12 protein-coding genes are annotated in these 17,412 nt (G+C 70.0%); 2 read left to right on the forward strand and 10 right to left on the reverse strand.

Annotation, left to right across the window (positions count from 1 at the left end; all coding sequences use genetic code 11):
• Positions 1 to 105: 105 nt before the first annotated feature.
• Positions 106 to 1,074 carry an alpha/beta hydrolase gene (locus ACWFR4_RS33070; RefSeq protein ID WP_453655863.1) on the reverse strand — a complete coding sequence of 323 codons (969 nt, stop codon included), beginning with the start codon at positions 1,072 to 1,074 and terminating at the stop codon, positions 106 to 108.
• Between the two features lie 123 nt (positions 1,075 to 1,197).
• Complete coding sequence (locus tag ACWFR4_RS33075; protein ID WP_453469334.1) at positions 1,198 to 1,680, reverse strand: MarR family winged helix-turn-helix transcriptional regulator; 483 nt, start codon at positions 1,678 to 1,680, stop codon at positions 1,198 to 1,200.
• Positions 1,681 to 1,790: 110 nt separating this feature from the next.
• Here ACWFR4_RS33075 and ACWFR4_RS33080 point away from each other — a divergent pair, with 110 nt between their 5' ends.
• Positions 1,791 to 2,537 (forward strand): dienelactone hydrolase family protein, encoded by a 747-nt coding sequence (locus tag ACWFR4_RS33080; RefSeq protein ID WP_383005525.1) that lies wholly within the window; start codon positions 1,791 to 1,793, stop codon positions 2,535 to 2,537.
• A gap of 475 nt (positions 2,538 to 3,012) precedes the next feature.
• Here the strand turns inward: ACWFR4_RS33080 and ACWFR4_RS33085 are convergent, their stop codons facing one another.
• Positions 3,013 to 4,146 carry an alanine racemase gene (locus tag ACWFR4_RS33085; RefSeq protein WP_453655801.1) on the reverse strand — a complete coding sequence of 378 codons (1,134 nt, stop codon included), beginning with the start codon at positions 4,144 to 4,146 and terminating at the stop codon, positions 3,013 to 3,015.
• A gap of 266 nt (positions 4,147 to 4,412) precedes the next feature.
• Here ACWFR4_RS33085 and ACWFR4_RS33090 point away from each other — a divergent pair, with 266 nt between their 5' ends.
• Positions 4,413 to 6,059, forward strand: a complete 1,647-nt coding sequence (locus tag ACWFR4_RS33090) for a PucR family transcriptional regulator (protein WP_453655802.1) — start codon at positions 4,413 to 4,415, stop codon at positions 6,057 to 6,059.
• Between the two features lie 105 nt (positions 6,060 to 6,164).
• Here the strand turns inward: ACWFR4_RS33090 and ACWFR4_RS33095 are convergent, their stop codons facing one another.
• Genes ACWFR4_RS33095 through ACWFR4_RS33125 form a run of 7 tightly spaced genes read right to left on the reverse strand, consistent with a single transcriptional unit; the run spans position 6,165 to position 17,309 of the window.
• The gene (locus tag ACWFR4_RS33095; protein ID WP_453655803.1) at positions 6,165 to 9,521 is read right to left on the reverse strand and encodes a serine hydrolase; all 3,357 of its coding nucleotides are present in this window, start codon (positions 9,519 to 9,521) and stop codon (positions 6,165 to 6,167) included.
• Complete coding sequence (locus tag ACWFR4_RS33100) at positions 9,518 to 10,516, reverse strand: ABC transporter ATP-binding protein (RefSeq protein ID WP_453655804.1); 999 nt, start codon at positions 10,514 to 10,516, stop codon at positions 9,518 to 9,520. Before ACWFR4_RS33100 ends, ACWFR4_RS33095 begins: the two co-directional genes overlap by 4 nt.
• Positions 10,513 to 12,444, reverse strand: coding sequence for a dipeptide/oligopeptide/nickel ABC transporter permease/ATP-binding protein (locus tag ACWFR4_RS33105; RefSeq protein WP_453655805.1), 1,932 nt, complete (start codon positions 12,442 to 12,444; stop codon positions 10,513 to 10,515). The genes ACWFR4_RS33100 and ACWFR4_RS33105 overlap by 4 nt, the downstream gene beginning before the upstream one ends.
• Positions 12,444 to 13,436 carry an ABC transporter permease gene (locus tag ACWFR4_RS33110; RefSeq protein ID WP_453655806.1) on the reverse strand — a complete coding sequence of 331 codons (993 nt, stop codon included), beginning with the start codon at positions 13,434 to 13,436 and terminating at the stop codon, positions 12,444 to 12,446. Before ACWFR4_RS33110 ends, ACWFR4_RS33105 begins: the two co-directional genes overlap by 1 nt.
• Positions 13,436 to 15,025 (reverse strand): ABC transporter substrate-binding protein, encoded by a 1,590-nt coding sequence (locus ACWFR4_RS33115; RefSeq protein ID WP_453655807.1) that lies wholly within the window; start codon positions 15,023 to 15,025, stop codon positions 13,436 to 13,438. The genes ACWFR4_RS33110 and ACWFR4_RS33115 overlap by 1 nt, the downstream gene beginning before the upstream one ends.
• Positions 15,022 to 15,921 (reverse strand): serine hydrolase, encoded by a 900-nt coding sequence (locus tag ACWFR4_RS33120; RefSeq protein ID WP_453655808.1) that lies wholly within the window; start codon positions 15,919 to 15,921, stop codon positions 15,022 to 15,024. The genes ACWFR4_RS33115 and ACWFR4_RS33120 overlap by 4 nt, the downstream gene beginning before the upstream one ends.
• Positions 15,918 to 17,309, reverse strand: a complete 1,392-nt coding sequence (locus ACWFR4_RS33125; protein WP_453655809.1) for a serine hydrolase domain-containing protein — start codon at positions 17,307 to 17,309, stop codon at positions 15,918 to 15,920. The genes ACWFR4_RS33120 and ACWFR4_RS33125 overlap by 4 nt, the downstream gene beginning before the upstream one ends.
• Between the last annotated feature and the right edge of the window lie 103 nt (positions 17,310 to 17,412).

Here is a 17,412-nt window from a genome sequence, read left to right on the forward strand (position 1 = left end):
GCGACGTGCAGGTAACGGCGACCGGCTGCCGCACGGGGCGTGCTGCCGTCGCGCTTCGCCGACTACTGAGCAAGTACTCTCCTGGTGCGCCGAGTCGACGATGAATCACTTGGTGCCGAGGGCGTCGGCGAGGAACGTGACGGCCTGCGTGATGGCGGCCTCGGCGGCATGGGTGGCGCGCAGCGCGTTGATCATCACGAAGCCGTGGATGATGCCCTGGTGGCGAACGGCCGTGACCGGCACTCCGGCCTCGCGGAGCTTGTTCGCGTAGGCCTCGCCCTCGTCACGCAGCACGTCCGCTTCGCCGGTGATGACGAGGGCCGGGGGCAGGCCGCGGAGCCGGTCGACGGTGGCGCGCAGCGGTGATGCGGTGATCTCGGCCCGCTGGGCGGCGTCGGCGGTGTACTGGTCCCAGAACCACTGCATGGCATCGCGCCGCAGGAAGTAGCCCTCCGCGAACTGGTGGTAGGAGGCGGTGTCGAAGTTCGCGTCGGTGACCGGGTAGAACAGCACCTGCCCGAGCAGTTGGACGCCGCCGCGCTCCTTGGCCATCAGCGTCAGCGCGGCGGACATGTTGCCACCCACGCTGTCACCGGCCACCGCGATGCGGGTGGCGTCCAGGCCCTTGCCCGCGCCATCGGTGGCCACCGAGTGGGCGACCGCGTAGTTCTGCTCGATCGCGACCGGGTAGCGGGCCTCGGGCGAGAGGTCGTACTCGGGGAAGACCACGGCGGCGTTCGCGCCGACGGCGAGTTCGCGGACGAGGCGGTCGTGCGTGTGGGCGTTGCCGAAGACCCAGCCCGCGCCGTGGATGTAGAGGATGACGGGCAGGGTGCCGGTGGCACCGACGGGCTTGACGACCCGGACGCGTACGGAGCCGGTGGGGCCGCCGGGGACGGTGATCCACTCGTCGTCGACCGCGGGCTTGGCGATCTCGCCGGACTGGACCTCGTCGACCGTCTTACGGCCCTCCTCGGGGCCGAGGTCGAAGAGGAACGGCGGCTTCGCGGTCGCGGCCGCGAACTCCGCGGCGGCCTGCTCCAGCACTGGCGCGGTAGGGATGTACTCGGAGATGGCGAACTCCTCCGCTGCAAGGAGCCCGGCGGGCCCCGCCTGGCAAGAAGGCTATGCCGCGATGACCGGGGATCACGGCAACGGCCCGCTGGCATCCCTGGAGTTCTCCCTTGCCACGCCCAGTCAGGAGGGCCCGGCGTGGTGGTCCAGCAAGCGGTTGAGCAAATCCACGAACTGGTCGCGTTCGGCCGGATTCAGCGGCGCGAGCAGTTCGTCGTGGAGTGCGTCCAGGACCTTGTCGAGGCGGCGCAGTTGACGGCGGCCTTCGGCGGAGATCGTGATGATGTTGCGGCGCTGATCGTCGGGATCCGGCGCCCGCTCGACGAGGTCACGCTCGGCCAGTTCGTTGAGCACGCCGACCATGTCGCTGCGGTAGATGCCGGTGCGCCCGCTCAGCGCCGCCTGGCTGCCCGGCCCGAAATCCTGGAGTGACGCGAGCACGGCGTAATGCCATTTGCGGGCGTCGGCCTGGGCCAGACCGTCGTTGATCAGCCGGTCCGACCGCACAGTCAGCTGCGACAACAACCGGCTCGCCCGCCGACGTAGCCGGTCGGGCGTCCTGGGCGCGCCGACGTCGGGCAGGTCTGCGGCATCAGCTCTGATCATGTGGCCAATTCTACCCGTTGCGTTAGTTCGACTAACAATGTACGTTCACTCGCGCCGACACCGTTAGTGTCACTAACGTTAGTTGCGAACTCCAGGAAGGAAGATCCGCTATTCCCACCGAGACACTGCAGATTCCCACCCCTGACGGCCAGGCCGACGCCTTCGCCGCCTTCCCCGACGACGGCGAGCGGCACCCGGGGGTGCTGCTGTACCCGGACGCCTTCGGCCTGCGGCCCGAGATGGAGGACAAGGCCCGCGAACTGGCCGATCACGGCTACTACGCGCTCGTCCCCAACCTCTACCACCGGCACGGCGCGGCACCGGTGGTAGAACTTCCCGAGCACATCAGTGAAGAGGTCCGGCCCGAGGTCATCGGCCGGCTGATGCCCCTCCTCGAGGCACACACCACCGAACATGCCGAGCGCGACGCCGACACCTACCTCAGGTTCCTCACCGCCCGGTCCGAGGTCAGCGCCGGACCGGTTGCCGTGGTCGGCTACTGCATCGGCACCCTCTTTGCGCTGCGTACCGCAGCGGCCCACCCCGACCAGGTGGCCGCCGTCGCCGGATTCCACCCCGGCTTCGTGGTCACCGACACACCGGACAGCCCGCACCGCCTCGTCCCCAAGCTCAGCGCCGAGGTCCATCTCGGCCTCGCCGACGACCTGCCTCCGGAGGCCATCAGCGAGCTCAACGAGGCTCTGGACGCCGCAGGTTTGGGCCACACCGCCGAGATCTACCCCGGCACCGTCCACGGCTTCACCATGTCCGACACCGACGCTTTCAGCGCCTCCGGACTGAAGCGCCACTGGGACTGCCTGCTCTCCCTCCTCGACCGCACACTGGCCAACAGCTGAGGGCCACCCCCGTAAAGCCGCTCGGGACGGCTCCTTGCGGTGAGGCCGCCCCAAGTGCAGCTCGAGTTCGCTCCCCATGCCCCCTCCTCCGGCCTCGGGCGCCGAAGCTTCGCAGGGCCTTTGTCATGCACGACCTGGGCGGACCACCTCGGTCACGGGCTTTCCCAGCCGTGTCGACGTCGATGGCCCGCGCGAGAGCGCCCCGGTGGCGGATCCACATGCGGTGGGCGTACTCACTCAACGCGGGCGTGTTCCGCACGAGTTCGTGACGAAGGAGCCGAACCGGGGGGTCGCCTGAGTTCCCGTCAGCCGGTCCCGCGCGGCGGTCACACGCTGTGAGACGCGACCTTTGAGGGCGGGAACGGGACCTGCCGGACCGCCGTGCAGGGTGGTCAAGGGACTCCTCGATGGAGAGCGGACGCGGGACAGTCCGAGTACGACGCGTCGCACAGTTACGAGAGGCTGGGCAGGGAACTCAGCGGCGGGCCCGACCGGTGCCCACGATCGAGGCTCGACGGAAATCCGTCTGCCACACGTCGATCACCTCGCCTCCCTTGTCGGTGACGAAGTAGTCGGGCCAGCGGTCGAAGGCGGAGCAGGGGTGTGAGATTCCGACGTCGACGAGGTCGGCGACCTCGAGGCCGGATACTCCGGTGAGGACGGCGTGGTGGTCGTACAGGCTGCGGACGTGCCCTGAGATGTCGTGCCTGGGAGATCCGCCGGGACTGTGGGCACAGAGAAGTACTGGCAGGTCGGCGTCGTAGGGGAGGTCACGTTTTCCGGCTCCGACGACAGCCGTCCCGGCCTCGGGAACGGACAGTACGACGGCTCGGATAGACAGGGCCGGAACGAGCTGCGGGATGGGACTCACCCGTTGATAGGCGCCGTGATCGTGGGTCACGTAGCAACCGGACCGAAGGAGCCGCACGGTGCCGGGGACGGCGCTCGCGGTCGGCAGGAACTCGACAACTCGATCAGGGAAAGCCGACCCTCCCATCGAGTACACAGGGGTGTCGGTCTCGAAGAGATCGGCGACGTCGAGATAGACATCGCGCACCCGGCGGCAGTGCGCGTCGACCGCTGCGATCGTGTCGTCGCTCCGGGTGTTGGGGGCGACGCCTTCGTATCCGGCCACTCCGGCCAGACTGAGGCCCGGCGCCTGGCTGACCAGCCTCGCCAGCTGTCGTGCGTCCTCGGGATTGCGGATCCCTGTCCGACCACCGGGCGTTCCGACGTCGAGAAGAACCTTGAGGGCCGGTCCGCGCCCGGTGAAGATCTGCTCCGCCGCGATGACGCCTTCCGGCGAGTCGACGAAGCATCGGATTTCTCTGGCCGGATCCTCCGCCAGCAAGGACTTCAGACGCCGAAGCCCGAAACGGTCGACGACCTGGTTCGCGATGAGTACCGCGCCGTGACCCCAGCTCAAGATCGTCTGCGCTTGGTCCACCGTCGCGACCGTAACACCTGAAGCACCCGCGGCGAGCTGTCGCTCGATGACGGGTGCGGACATCGTTGTTTTGACATGGGGGGCGAGTTCCACATCTCGGGATCTGCACCAGGCGGCCATGATGCGAATGTTGTGATCGACGGCGTCGGCGTCGAGGCGCAATTGAGGGTATGCGGCTGAGATCACGAGAATTCCTTGAGATCGATTCGCTGTCCCGCGTGCGGCCAGGACTCGACGAAAACTGCCGGGGTTCGGTCACATCGAAACTCCGACGGCAATTCTCATGAACATCACCTGGAAATGCATCGTCATTCCGTACCAGTTTCACCCCGCGGCCTTGTTCAGAAGTGCGAACCGGCTCGGGATAGGGTGAGGGTGCGGCGCATGCCCGTTTCCTCACTCACCGACCTAGCTGAACGGTTTCGATGATGAATGGCCACGGAGCCCGGCTCGACAGCATCCTGAGCCACCTGGGCGGCACGCTGCTGGAGGAAGTGGCAGTGCGCATCGATCCGGCAGTCGTCGTCACCGACGTCGTCATCGATGAGCGCCACGGGGACGAACCGCTTCGGCCCGGAGCCGTGCTGCTGTGCGCCGGCGCCGATGCGGGAGACATTCCGACGCTGATCGAGCGAGGAGTCGCGGGCGGGGCCGCCGCCGTGGTCCTGCGTGGACCGCTCGACCTCGATGGAGGAGCCCGCACCGCTGTCGAGAACAGCGGGCTCGCCGTGCTCGCCCTGACGCGTGGGGCGAGCTGGGCACAACTCGTAGTGCTCCTCAGGTCGTTGCTGTCCAGCAGCATCGTCGGCGGGGCCGGCGAGGAACTGCTCGCGGGGTTTCCCGCAGGGGATTCATTCGCCCTGGCCAACGCGATCGGTGCACTTCTCGACGCGCCGATCACCATCGAGGACCGGGACTCGCAGGTGTTGGCGTTCTCGGGCCGCCAGAACGAAGCCGATGAAACCCGCATCCAGACAGTCCTAGGTCGCGTCGTGCCCCAACATGCTCGACATGCCCAGGAGCGTGCCGGAGTGTTCAAACGCCTCTATGCCGGCGAGAAGCCGATATTCGTCGATACACCGCTCATCGAAGGAGTGGCGGGGCTGCCACGCGTAGCAATGGCCGTGCGTGCCGGTGATCAGGTGCTGGGTTCGATCTGGGTGGCGGTGCCGAGCCCTCTCAATCCCGAGAAAGAGCAAATACTCGTTGACGCGGCGAAAGTCGTGGCGCTTCATCTGCTCCGTCGTCGGGTGGGTGTCGATGTGGATCGGCAGGTTCGCGCGGATCTCATCGCCACTGCTCTCGCTGAAGGCCCCGCAGCGCCGGAAGCGATCGAGCGTCTTCGACTGGCGCGCCGACCGGTCACCGTGATGGCCATGGCCGTTTCCGAGATGACCGCCACCTCCGCTGCGGGCACACCGACAAGCCGCCAGCTGCTGGAACGAACTGCCGACGCACTCTCGTTCCATCTCTCGGTCGTGACCCCGGGATCCATGGCAGCCCTGGTCGGCGACGTGTGCTACGCGATTGTCCCGAGTTCCGCACCGGACGCCGACTCCGACGATCTGCCCGAGAAGGCGCTGTCGACTGCGCGGGACTTCCTGCATCGGGCCTCGGACGGGCTGACAGGTGTGGTTCTCGGCATCGGCCGCGCCGTCGATTCGGCCAGCCCCGCCGACCTGGCCCGGTCCCGACACGACGCCGACCGGACACTGCGAGTGCTCCGCCAACGACCCGGACGTCGTGTCGCCCGGTACTCCGAAGTCCAGGTCGACGCACTGCTGTTGGAATTCGGGGATCTGCTGCACAACGAGGGCGGCCTTCTCGACGGACCGATCCAGCATCTGCGCACCTACGACCAAGACAACGGCACCACCCTGGTCGACACGCTGACCGCTTGGCTGGACAGTCTCGGCAACGTTCTGGGCGCCTCCGCCTCGCTCGATGTGCATCCGAATACCTTCCGATACCGGCTGCGGCGGGCTGCGGAGATCGCCGGGATGGACCTGAACGACCCCGAGAAGCGCTTCGCCGCGATGCTCGAACTCCGCATCATGCGAGCGACCTCTCCATGAGCTCACATCCCAGGCCGAACGCGCGGGCCCGCTGGACCAGTTGATCGTTCACCTGGTCGAGCGGGCCCTTCCACATCTCAGCCGGAGACGCCGGCCGCGAACCGGTCAGGACACCTTCGGGGCCGCCCGCACCCCGTAGTGCACGTACGGCTCGCCGGTGGGCAGCGTGTAGAACGTGACCGGGGTCCAGGTCCGGGATTCAGGCGCGCGGAAGACGAACAGGCTGTCGGAGACCGGTACCAGGTCGTACTCCTGCGTCGGATCCGGCGCGAGTTCGGCCAGTGGACCGGTGAGGGTCTGGCGCAGGCGCAGCCTTGTCCCGGTCAGGAGAACCTCGGCGCGCACCCCGGCCCGCTCGTACACACCGGCGTGCCGCCGCGCGTCCACGGCGGGAGGTTCGGCGGCCGGCTCGAGCGGGCGCGACATGGCCACCCCGGCCAGCTCCGCGAAGATCTCCCGGTACAGCCCCTCGTACAGGTCGCGTGGACTGCCGCCGTTGGTGAGCAGCACCACCGCGAGTCCTCGCTCGGGGAGCAGCCTCAGGAACGCCGCCTGGCCGATCGTGCCGCCGTCGTGGCCGATGACCTGGTGCCCGTCCCAGTCGAAACGTATCCAGCCCAGGCCCCAGGAGTCGCCGATGCTGTGCGGGTCGGGCAGATCGGTCTGCCTGTCGGCCATCGCGTCCACCGACGTCCGCGAGAGCAGGCGCTCGCCGTTCGGTGCCAGCCCGCCGGTCAGGTGCAGCCGGGCGAACGTGAGGACGTCCGCGGTCGCCGCGCCGACCAGACCGGCGGGACCGACCGAGCGCGGCAGCCCCCAGACCGGCGCGGACGTCGGCTCGCCGCCGCCGGGCGAGAGGTGGCCGACCGCCGCGCGGAACAGCAGCGCTTCCTCTGGGAGCGTGATCGTGTGGCTCAGGCCGAGCGGGGTGAACAGCCGCTCGCGCATCGCGACGTCCCAGTTCTTGCCGGTCAGTTTCTCGATGACCCGGCCGGCGAGGACGAATCCCGAGTTGCAGTAGGAGAAGGTCGCCGCGAGCGGGTGGTTCTGTCCGACGCCCGCGAGCTGGTCGACGTAGCGCTCCAGGCAGTCGTCGCCACGGCCGGTGTCGGTGAACACGTCGCCGTCTATGCCGCTGGTGTGGGTCAGCAGATGGCGCATGGTCACCTGCCTCGCCACGTCCGGATCGACCAGTCGCAGCTCGGGCAGGATGTCCGTGATCGGCGCGTCGAGGTCGAGCGCTCCCTCGTCGACCAGTTGCATCACGACGGTCGTCGTCCACACCTTGGTGATCGAGCCGATCTGGAACAGCGAGTCGTCGGTGACTTCGACGCCGGTGTTGGCACTCAGGACGCCGTGGCTCGCCTGCACCACCTCGTCGGCGCCGTCCGGGCCGATGCGCAGGATGCCGAGCGCCGCTCCGGGTACGCGGTGTGCGCGCGCCAGTTCGCTCAGCCGCCGCTGCCAGTGCGCGGCGTCGATGGGCACCCGCGCCGCGCTCCCCTTGGGCCTTGCGTGCCGCTCCACCCAGTCGACGACGCGTCGGTTGAAGTCCGCACGGTGCGACGGCCTGCCGTCGAGGATGAACAGGTGCGAGCTGCCGGGGTACAGCACCAGCCGGGCCGGGACGCCCCGCTCGCGCAGCGCGGTGAACCACTGTTCCGCCTGCCCCACGGGACAGCGCACGTCATCGGCACCTTGCACGATGAGCGTCGGTACCTGGACCTGGTCGACGTGGGTGAGTGGCGACTGCTGCGGGTACGGCTGTTCCTCGGCCCACGGGGTGCCGCCCAGTTCGCGCACGCTCATGTAGTGGCCTGCGTCCGAGGTGCCCGCCATGCTGGTCAGATCGCTGACCACCCCGCCCGCGACCGCAGCCGCGAACCTGTTGTCGCGGCTCGTCAGGTAGCAGGTCATGAAGCCGCCGTAGCTGTAGCCGGACACGGCCAGCCGGTCGGCGTCGGCGACCCCCTCGGCGACGAGGTGATCGAGCGGTTCGAGGAAATCGGGCGCGTCCGCCTGCCCCCACGCGCCGAGCGCCGCGGTGAGGAACTTCTCGCCGTAGCCGTCGCTGCCACGTGGGTTGAGCAGCAGCACCGCCCAGCCGCGCGCGGCGAGCACCTGGTGGTAGAGGTGGGTGGTGTCGGCCGTGCCGTTCCAGGCGTTGTGCGGGCCGCCGTGGATGTCCAGCAGCAGAGGCGAAGGGCCGGTGCGGGCCGGGTCACGTACCAGCCAGCCATGGACCACGGTGCCGTCGGAGATCGTGAACTCCCGCTCCTCACGGGCGAACAGCTCGGCGTCGGCGACGCTCTCGCCGTGGTGTGTGCGCGCCTCGACCGTCCCGTCGGCGAGGTCGACCGTCGTGATCTCGCCGAACGAGGACGGCGTGGCGAGGAGGATCGCCACGATGTCCCCCGCGACGGCCAGGTCGCCGACGGTATTCCCCGCGCCCCCCACGACCGGCCGCGGCGCGTTGCCGTCGAGACCGACCGAGTAGAGGTGGGTGCAGCCGCGCTCTCGCACGCAGAACAGCACACGGCCGTCCGCTGTCGGGCACGGCGCCGCGCCGGGATAGCCGGGGCCGCCCGGCATCACGTTCCGGTCGAGGGCAGCCGTCAGGTCGACGGTGTCACCTCCGTCCAGCGGCACCACCAGCAATTTGGTGTGCCCGATCTCGGTGTCCCCCCGCCCGACGACCAGCAGCGCCCGACCGTCAGGGGTCCAGGTGACCGTGGCTGCCGTGCCGTCGCCGGAGCCCGTCAGCTGCGGCTCGGCGGCGCGCTCGGTCAGGTCGAGGACGTAGGCGGCGGACCGCAGCGTGAGGTCGGCGTCGGGCTCCGGTGCGCCGGGGAACGCCAGCCGGGTGCCATCGGGCGACCAGGTGGGATCGCCCGCGTTCCAGTCCCCCGACGTGACCTGCCGGATCTCCCGCGTGCCCACGTCGAGGACGTGCACGTGCTTGCGCACGGTCCGCAGCAGGCCCGTGCCATCGGCTTTGAAGTCCAGCCTGTCCGCCACGACCGGGGCATGCGCCCGGCGTGCGCGTGCGGTTGCGTCCTCGCCGTCCGCCGCGGCGAGGTCGACCGGCGCCGCGAAGGCGATCTTGTTGCCGTCCGGGCTCCAGACCGGCGCGCCCGCGCCCAGCGGGAGTTCTGTCACCTGCTCGGCCTCGCCTCCGGCCGTGGGCAGGAACCACAGTTGCGGGGCCGAGTCCCGGGCGCGCAGGAACGCGATGCGTGCGCCGTCCGGCGACCATGTCGGTGCCGTGTCGGCCTTGCCCTGGGTGAGTTGCTGCGCCTCGCCGCCCGCGGCGGCGACCTGCCAGAGCGCCCGCACGTCCCGGTCGCCGTCGCGGTCGGCGGCGCGCAGCACGTACACGATCCGGCTTCCGTCCGGCGAAACGCTCGGCTGCTCTGGGAGTGTCAACTCGTACAGGTCTTCGATGCCAAGGCGTCGGGTCATCGCAGGAGGCCTCCTCGTGGGATTGCTGGCTGTTCGCTGGCGCTCGGGGAGAAGTGGCAGGCCGCTCGGTGCCGGCGGGTCGCCGCGTCGTCGGCCGGGTCGGAGCTGAGGCAGATGGTGCGCTCGGTGTGCGTGAGCGGGCCGATCGGGCAGCGGGGGTGGTAGCGGCAGCCGGTGGGCGGGTGGTGCGGGTCCGGCGGGTCCGTGTCGCCGATGCCGTCGCCGTCACCGGGGCCGTCGAGCAGGCTGGTGCGGGCGGACGGGGCGGCGGCGAGCAGGTCGCGTGTGTAGGGGTGTTGCGGGTCGTTGAGGACTTCCTCTGCGGGACCCATCTCCACGATGCGGCCGAGGTACATGACGGCGATCACGTCGCTGAGATGGCGCACCACGGCCAGGTTGTGCGAGATGAAGAGCATCGACAGGTCCAGTCGTCGCTGCAGTGTGCGCACCAGGTTGAGCACGGCGCCCTGCACCGACACGTCGAGCGCGGACGTGATCTCGTCGGCGATCAGTACCTGCGGCTTCCCGGCCAACGCGCGGGCGAGCGCGACACGTTGCCGCTGCCCGCCGGACAGGTGCTTCGGCAGCATCCCCGCCCGATCCGGGTCGAGGTTGACCAGTTCGAGCAGTCTCGCCACCTCGGCCCGTCTGCCCGCCGCCCCGGCGTGCGCACCGCGCGGCAGGGCCTCGGTGATCGACTCACCGATGCTCATCCGCGGGTCCAGCGAGGAGTACGGGTCCTGGAACACCATCTGCAGCGGACGCCTTCGCGGCAGGGTCTTCACGTCCACGCCGCCGAGCAGGACGCGGCCCGCGGCGACCGGTACAAGGCCCACCGCGGCCCGTGCCAGCGTCGACTTGCCCGATCCCGACTCCCCGACCAGCCCGACCACCTGTCCCTTGGCCACGCTCAGGCTGACCTGGTCCACCGCGGTCAGGCCGCCGCGCCGTGCGCCGTAGCGCACGCTCACCTCGTCAAACACCAGCGCGCTCATTCGGCACCTCCGTAGGCGGTTTCCCGGTCGGACTCCGGCGCGACGGCGCCGTTCGGGTGCCAGCAGGCGACCCGGTGTGCCCGGTCGACCCGCTCCAGGACCGGGTCCTCGCTCCGGCACCGGTCCGTCGCCGCCGGGCACCGGGCGGCGAACGCGCACCCCTCGGGCACCTGGTCCGGCTCGGGCGGGCGGCCGGGGATCACGGCCAGCGGCTCGTCGCGGTCGGTGTCCAGTTCCAGCGTCGCGGCCAGCAACGCCCGGGTGTAGGGATGTCTCGGTACGGACGTGAGGTCGGCGGTGGGAAGCTCCTCGACGACCCGCCCCGCGTACATGACGAGCATCCGGTCGCAGGTCTGCGCGACGACCGCGATGTCGTGGCTGATCAGGAGGATCGCCGCGTTCTCGGTCTCCCTCGTCCGCGCGAGCAGCCGCAGCACCTGGCGCTGCACGGTGACGTCCAGCGCCGTCGTCGGCTCGTCGGCGATGATCAGCTTCGGCTCGCCCATCAGACCCATGCCGATCATCGCGCGTTGCCGCATCCCGCCGGAGAACTCGTGCGGGTACTGCCGGGCACGTCGTTCCGCGGCGGGAATGCGCACCTCGCGCAACCGGTCCACGGCTCTGGCGAAGGCTTCGCGCCTGTTGAGTCCGTGGTGCTGCTCCGACGCCTCCGCCAGCTGGCGGCCGATCCGCCGGGTCGGGTTGAACGAGCTCATCGGATCCTGGAAGACCATCGCCAGCGACGTGCCGAGCAACTCGCGCAACTCCCGCTCCGAGGCTGTCAGAAGCGGAGTCCCCGCGAACTCCAGCCGGTCCGCGGTCACCACACCCGGCGTCTCGATCAGCCGGGAAACCGCCAGTCCGGTCAGGCTCTTGCCCGACCCGGACTCCCCCACCACACCGATCGCCTCGCCGCCGCGCACGGTGAAACTCACCCCGCGCACCGGGACCGTCCACCCGTCCGGACGCGGGAACGCCACCTGCAGGTTCTCCACCGACAGCACCAGTTCCACGCCGGGTTCCTCGGCCGCGGCGGGACGGGCGGGCGGCGCCGGCCGGGCCGGGGTCCGCGCGGTCGGGGTGCGCACGCCGACCACCGCGGCGACGGTCTCACCCACCAGGTTGAACGCAAGACCGGCGAGCACCACCGCCGCGCCGGGAGCGAGCGCGGCCGCCGGATTCACGTAGATCCCGTCCAGTCCCTCGCCGAGGAGCCGCCCCCAGTCGTATCGGGGTGCCTGGACGCCGATGCCGAGGAAGGAGAGCGAGGCGAACGCGAGCAGTGCCCCGCCCGCGCTGATGGTGGCGTTCACCATCAGCGGCTCGCCGATGTTGGGCAGGACGTGCCGGACGAGCAACCGGAGCCGGCCGACGCCCGCGATCCGCGCCGCCGATACGTAGTCCCGCCCCGCCACCGACGCGGCGAGTGTCTGCGCCAGCCTGGCGAAGCCCGGCGCCGTCGCGAACGCGATCGCAAGGACCGCGCCTCGGGTGCCCACGCCGAAGACGACCGCGAAGAACAACGCAAGAAGCAGCCCGGGGAACGCCACCGCGATGTCCACGGCGGAGGTGATCAGCCTGCCGGCCCGGCGCGGCAGCACCGACGGCAAGGTACCCAGCACGAGACCGACCGTGACGCCGACCGCCGTGGCGATCGCCGCAAGCTCGACCGAGAACCGGGTGGCCACGAGCGTGCGGTAGAAGATGTCACGGCCGAGCGAGTCGGTGCCCAACAGGTGTGCCCCGGAGGGGCCTTGGCCGATCGCGTTCGTGTCGATCGCGGCCGCCTGCTCGCCCCACAGCACCGGTCCCAGGACGGCGAGTGCGACCACCACGACCAACAGCGCCACGGAGCACGCCCCCACCGGGGTGCGTGCGGCCGCCGACCAGGCCGAGCCGCGCTTTTTCCACTGCGATGCCGACGTCATCAGCTCTCCCGGATCGTCGAGCGCGGGTCGAGCAGCGCCAGCAGCACGTCGACCGCCAGGTTCACCAGCAGCACCCCGATGCCGTACACGAGCACGATGCCCTGCACCGTCGGATAGTCCTTCGCGAGAATCGACTGCACGATCGTCGAACCGAGCCCGGGCCAGGCGAAGACGTTCTCCACCAGCACCGTCCCGGCGACCATCGCCGTGAGCATCAGCCCGCCCAGTGTCAGCGTGGCGGTCAGCGCACTCGGCAGTGCGTGCCGGACGTACACGAGCCGGGCGGGCAGCCGTTTCGCCCGGGCGGTGCGGACGAAGTCGTCGCCGAGCACCGACAGCATCTCCACCCGTACGATCCGCGCCAGCACCGCCGTCGCACCGGTCGCCAGCGCCGTCACCGGCAGCACGAACGCACTCGCGCCGCCGCTCCCGGCGACCGGGAACCAGCCAAGGCGCACGGCGAAGAACGCGACGAGGCCCACCGCGACGAGGAACTCCGGGACAGCGGCGAGGAACACGCTCACCGAGGTGAATCCCAGCTCGACGCCGCGCCGTCTGCCGCCCCTGGTCAGCACCGCGAACAGCACGCCGAGCGGAATCGCCAGGGCGACCACCACCACGAACGCCGGCACGGCCAGCGCGAGCGTCGCGGGCAGACGGTCGCCGATCACTTGCGACACCGGCAGGTTGCTCGTCATGGACGTACCGAAGTCGCCGGTGAACAGGTTGCCGAGGTAGTGGCCGTACTGCACCCACAGTGGGTCGTTCAGGCCGAGCGCCTGGCGCCGGGCCTCGACCAGTTCGGTGGGTGCGGTCATTCCCAGCGCCGCCCGGACCGGGTCTCCCGGGACCAGGTGGATCATCAGGAATGCCGTGGTCATCAGCACCCACAGCGCGACGAGGAATCGCCTCATTCTGCGGCGTGCGAACGTCAGCCATGGGCCGCCCCGGATTCCGGCACGCGAGGCGGCCGCCATCGCAGCGGTGGCCATCAGCCGTACATCCGTATCGACGACGGGGTGATGGAACCCCCGCTGACCTCGAACCGCGCTCCAGTGCCGAAGAACGGGATGACCGAGTGGACGTAGGGGACGACGTCGACGCGCTTGATCAGCGACGTCTCGGCCGCGACCCACGCGCGACAGCTGTCGTCGCCGACCAGCGCCGACGCCCGGCGCACCTGAGCGTCGTACCCGGTGTTCTCGATGTGCGCGAAGTTGGTGCCCTGCGGCGGCGTCTTGCCTGACACGAACTGCACTGCCTGGCTCGGCAGTTCGAGGCCGAACGGCGCCATCGAGACATCCCACGCACCGGTGCTGAACAGCGCCTGGTTGAGCCCGGAGCTGTCGACACCCTTCAGCTTGACCTCGACGCCGATGCTCTTCCAGGTCTGCTGCGCCAGCTCCGCGGTGGGCGCCATGGTCGGCCCGAGTTGCGTCGCGTAGATCATGGTGAGGGCGAGCCGCTTGCCGCCCTTGACGCGCACGCCACCCGGGCCCTCGTGCCAGCCCGCCGCGTCCAGGGCCGTCCTGGCCGCGGCGAGGTCGTGCGCGGGCAGGTTGCCCTTCACGGTGTCGCCCGAACAGGCACGGGGTTCGGCCGTGACCATCCCTGTGGCCGGTGTTCCGGTGCCACTGGTGAGCACCTTGCCGAGCTGTGTCAGGTCGAGTGCCTGGACCAGGGCGCGGCGGACGCCTTCGTCCCGGCCGGCCCGGCCGGGAGCCTCGTTGAAGAACAACTCCCCCATCGGGGCGAGGTAGTCGGCGTGGAACAGCTTCTGGGCGGAGAGCCGCTTCTTGTCGGGCCCGACCGTGGCGGCGGCGTTGAGACCACCGGACAGCAGCAGGTTCGCCGAGGTCGTGGCGTTCGGAACCACCCGCACGACCACCTTGTCGGGCAGCCCCGGCTGGGTCGTCTTCCACGCGCCCGGCCCCCACGTGTAGTCCTTGCGCCGGGTGAACGTGTAGTGGTCGTTGGGTACGGCCTCGGTGACGGTGAACATGCCGGTGCCCGCCCCGCCCTTGGCCAGCAGCGAACGGTCCCGCAGGCCGGCGGCGCACACCATCGGAAGCCGGCCCGCGTTGCGCAGCAGGAACGCGTCCGGCGCTCCGCTGGTGAGAGTGACGGTGCGGCTCGCGTTGTCGCCGGTCGCCTTCGTGCCGGGCGCGATGGTCACCCCCGCGAACGGGGACTTGTTCGCCGGGTCGCCCACGAAGTTGATGTTCGCCGCTACGTCCGCTGCGGTCAGCGGCGAGCCGTCGGCACAGGTGATGCCGCGTCGCAGACTGAAGGTGGCTTTCGTCGTCGTGGCCCGCCACTTGTCCGCCAGTCCTGTCACCGGCTTTCCGGCGGAGTCGACGTCGAGCAGCGAGTCGTAGAGGTAGCGGTCGGTCTGGATGGCGACCGAGAGGACCGTCATCTGCGGGTCGAGGCTTCCGGGGTCGGACGCGATCGCCTGCGTGAAGGTCCTGCCGTCCGCCAGTTCCTGGTGTGCAGCCCGCCCCTGCGTGGACTGCGAGACTCCCCCGCACGCGCTCACCGTCAGCGCCAGTGCGCCGAGCAGCACGACCGGGCGCCTCACGACGTCACTCCGTGACGGAGATGGTCCACGGCGAGCCGGGCGGCCCTGCCGATCGAGGCATCGACAGCAGGCCGGCGGTCCTCCAGGGAGTCCGCGCGGGTGAACACCGCGACGGCGTACTGCCTGCCGTCCGGGTAGGTCAGCACACCTGCTTCATTGCGGACCGCGGGAAGAGTGCCCGTCTTGGCCGCCACCTGGACCCCGGTGTCGAGGCCGGACGAGATCCGGTGCGGCCAGATCTGCCGTCCCATGATCGCGCGGACCTTCTCGCACGCCCCGGGATCGGCCGCGCGGTCGGTCCAGATCGCGTCGAGCAGCAGGGTGATCTCCCGCGGCGTGGACGACGTCGTCCTGGCCGGGTCGAGCACCGCCAGCTTCCACAGCTGTTCCGGGGTGGCCGCGGCGAGCACGGCCTCCACGTCGCCGTCTTCGCCGACACCGAGGTCGGACAGCAACGACGCGAACAGGTCCTCGCAGCAACCGCGGACACGCGTTCGGGACAGGCCGAGGTCGGTGAGCACCCGGTCCACGGCGTCCTGCCCGACCCGGTGGAACAAGACGTCTGTGGCGGCGTTGTCGCTCATGGTCAGCATGAACACCGCAAGGTCGCGCCAGCTCATCTCCACGTCGTCGGCGCACCCGGCCGTGCCGATCCCTCCGATGCGGTAGCGCGCGGTGACCCGTGTCCGTTCGGTCTCGTCCAGCCGTCCGGCGGCCACCTCGCGGGCGTAGGCGACCGCGACCGGGATCTTGAACACCGACGCAAGCACCACCGGTGCGTCCGCGCCGACGGCGACCTCGGGGCCGTCGGTCACGCCGACTTCACGGGCGTGCAGGAACCCGTGCGCACCTGCCTCGGCGAAGACCGCGGTGATCTCGTCAGCGACGGCATTCACCGGCTCACCCGCCGATCGGCCCGGCCGGTGTGCAGGAACCGCGCCCGCCCGTTCCCGTCGTCTCCGACGAACGCGTGCACCGTGTGCATGCCGTGCTGCGGCTTCGCCGGGATCAGCTTGTCGCCGTCGTACGCAACCAGTTCGATCCTTTCCGGGGGACCGCCGTCGAGCTCGGCGAACACCCCCTTCGGGATCCGCTCGACCCACAGCCGACCGTCGGCGTCCTCGCTGACCACGGTGTCGCTGACGGACGACGAGTACACCCCAACGAACCTCGCTGTCTCAATGCTCGGGGCTTCGGCGTGCGGCACCGGGGGCGCCGGCATCTCTATGCCGGCGAGCTCGCGCAGCACGCGGCCGACGAGTTCGACGTACAGCGGGAGCGGGTTGCCGCCGTTGGTCAGCAGTGCCACCGCGACGTCGTGTTCGGGAGCCACCCGCAGGAAGGCCGACTGGCCGAGCGTGCCTCCGTCGTGGCCGATCACCGCGCCACCGGGCCGGTCGAAGAGCGACCAGCCCAGTCCCCAGGCGTCGCCCATCAGTCCGAGATCCAGCAGTTCCACCTCGCGGTGCCGCATGGCGAGCGCGCTCTCCGGCGTGAGCACCGCCGTCCCGTCGGGCCCCCTGCCCCCGTCGAGATGCATCCGCGCGAACGTCAGCAGGTCCCGCGGCCGCATCGCCAGCATCGATCCGGCGGGCGCGTTCGACCGGGGCAGTGCCCAGACCTGCGCGGGCTGCGGCTCGGCGCCCCGCTCCGGCGTGAGGTGCCCCGACGCGGCACGGAACCTGACGGCCTCGTACGGGCTGGGGGCGACGTGGGTCAGCCTCAGCGGCGTGCACAGGTGGTCGCGCAGGCAGTCGTCGTACGACTTGTCGCGCAGCACCTCGACGATGCGACCGAGTACACAGAAGGCCGCATTGTTGTACGAGAACATCTCGCCCGGTGCGAACAGCTGGGGCACGTCGGCGAGGAGGGTGACGAGCTTGTGCACCGCGTCGTCGCCGCGCCCGGTGTCGAGGAAGATGTCGCCCTCGAACCCCGAGGTGTGGCACATCAGTTGGCGGACGGTGATCTTCGCGGAGGCCGTCTCGTCCCCGACGGCGAATTCGGGCAGGTACGCCCGGACCGGCGCGTCGATGTCGAGCGCGCCCTCGTCGACGAGCTGCATCGCCAGCGTGGTCGTCCAGACCTTGGTGATCGAACCGATCTGGAAGACGGAATCCGCCGTGGCCTCGACGCCGGTGTTCTTGTTCAGCACCCCGGCCGCACGGTCGATCATCTCGCCGTGTGCGTATACGGCGATCGACGCGGCCGGCACCTTGTGTTCGGCCAGCAACTCGGGAAGGCGACTTTCCAGCCAGCCACGGAGTTCATTGAGTTCGGACATGTGCACCTCTTGTCTCGGCGAGGGAGAACGGGTGATTCCGGGAGGGTATGACCTGCGCGCTCATGGCCGATTCGTGAGAAACGACGAGAACTGGCGAAACCTT

The organism is Streptomyces sp. NPDC055140 (genome assembly GCF_053607285.1).

What these genes read in the sequence shown, in the direction of transcription:
- ACWFR4_RS33125 (WP_453655809.1), bottom strand. Translation starts at nt 17,309, where the DNA reads ATGTCCGAACTCAATGAACTCCGTGGCTGGCTGGAAAGTCGCCTTCCC.
- ACWFR4_RS33090 (WP_453655802.1), top strand. Translation starts at nt 4,413, where the DNA reads ATGAATGGCCACGGAGCCCGGCTCGACAGCATCCTGAGCCACCTGGGC.
- ACWFR4_RS33095 (WP_453655803.1), bottom strand. Translation starts at nt 9,521, where the DNA reads ATGACCCGACGCCTTGGCATCGAAGACCTGTACGAGTTGACACTCCCA.
- ACWFR4_RS33105 (WP_453655805.1), bottom strand. Translation starts at nt 12,444, where the DNA reads ATGACGTCGGCATCGCAGTGGAAAAAGCGCGGCTCGGCCTGGTCGGCG.
- ACWFR4_RS33075 (WP_453469334.1), bottom strand. Translation starts at nt 1,680, where the DNA reads ATGATCAGAGCTGATGCCGCAGACCTGCCCGACGTCGGCGCGCCCAGG.
- ACWFR4_RS33100 (WP_453655804.1), bottom strand. Translation starts at nt 10,516, where the DNA reads ATGAGCGCGCTGGTGTTTGACGAGGTGAGCGTGCGCTACGGCGCACGG.
- ACWFR4_RS33110 (WP_453655806.1), bottom strand. Translation starts at nt 13,436, where the DNA reads ATGGCCACCGCTGCGATGGCGGCCGCCTCGCGTGCCGGAATCCGGGGC.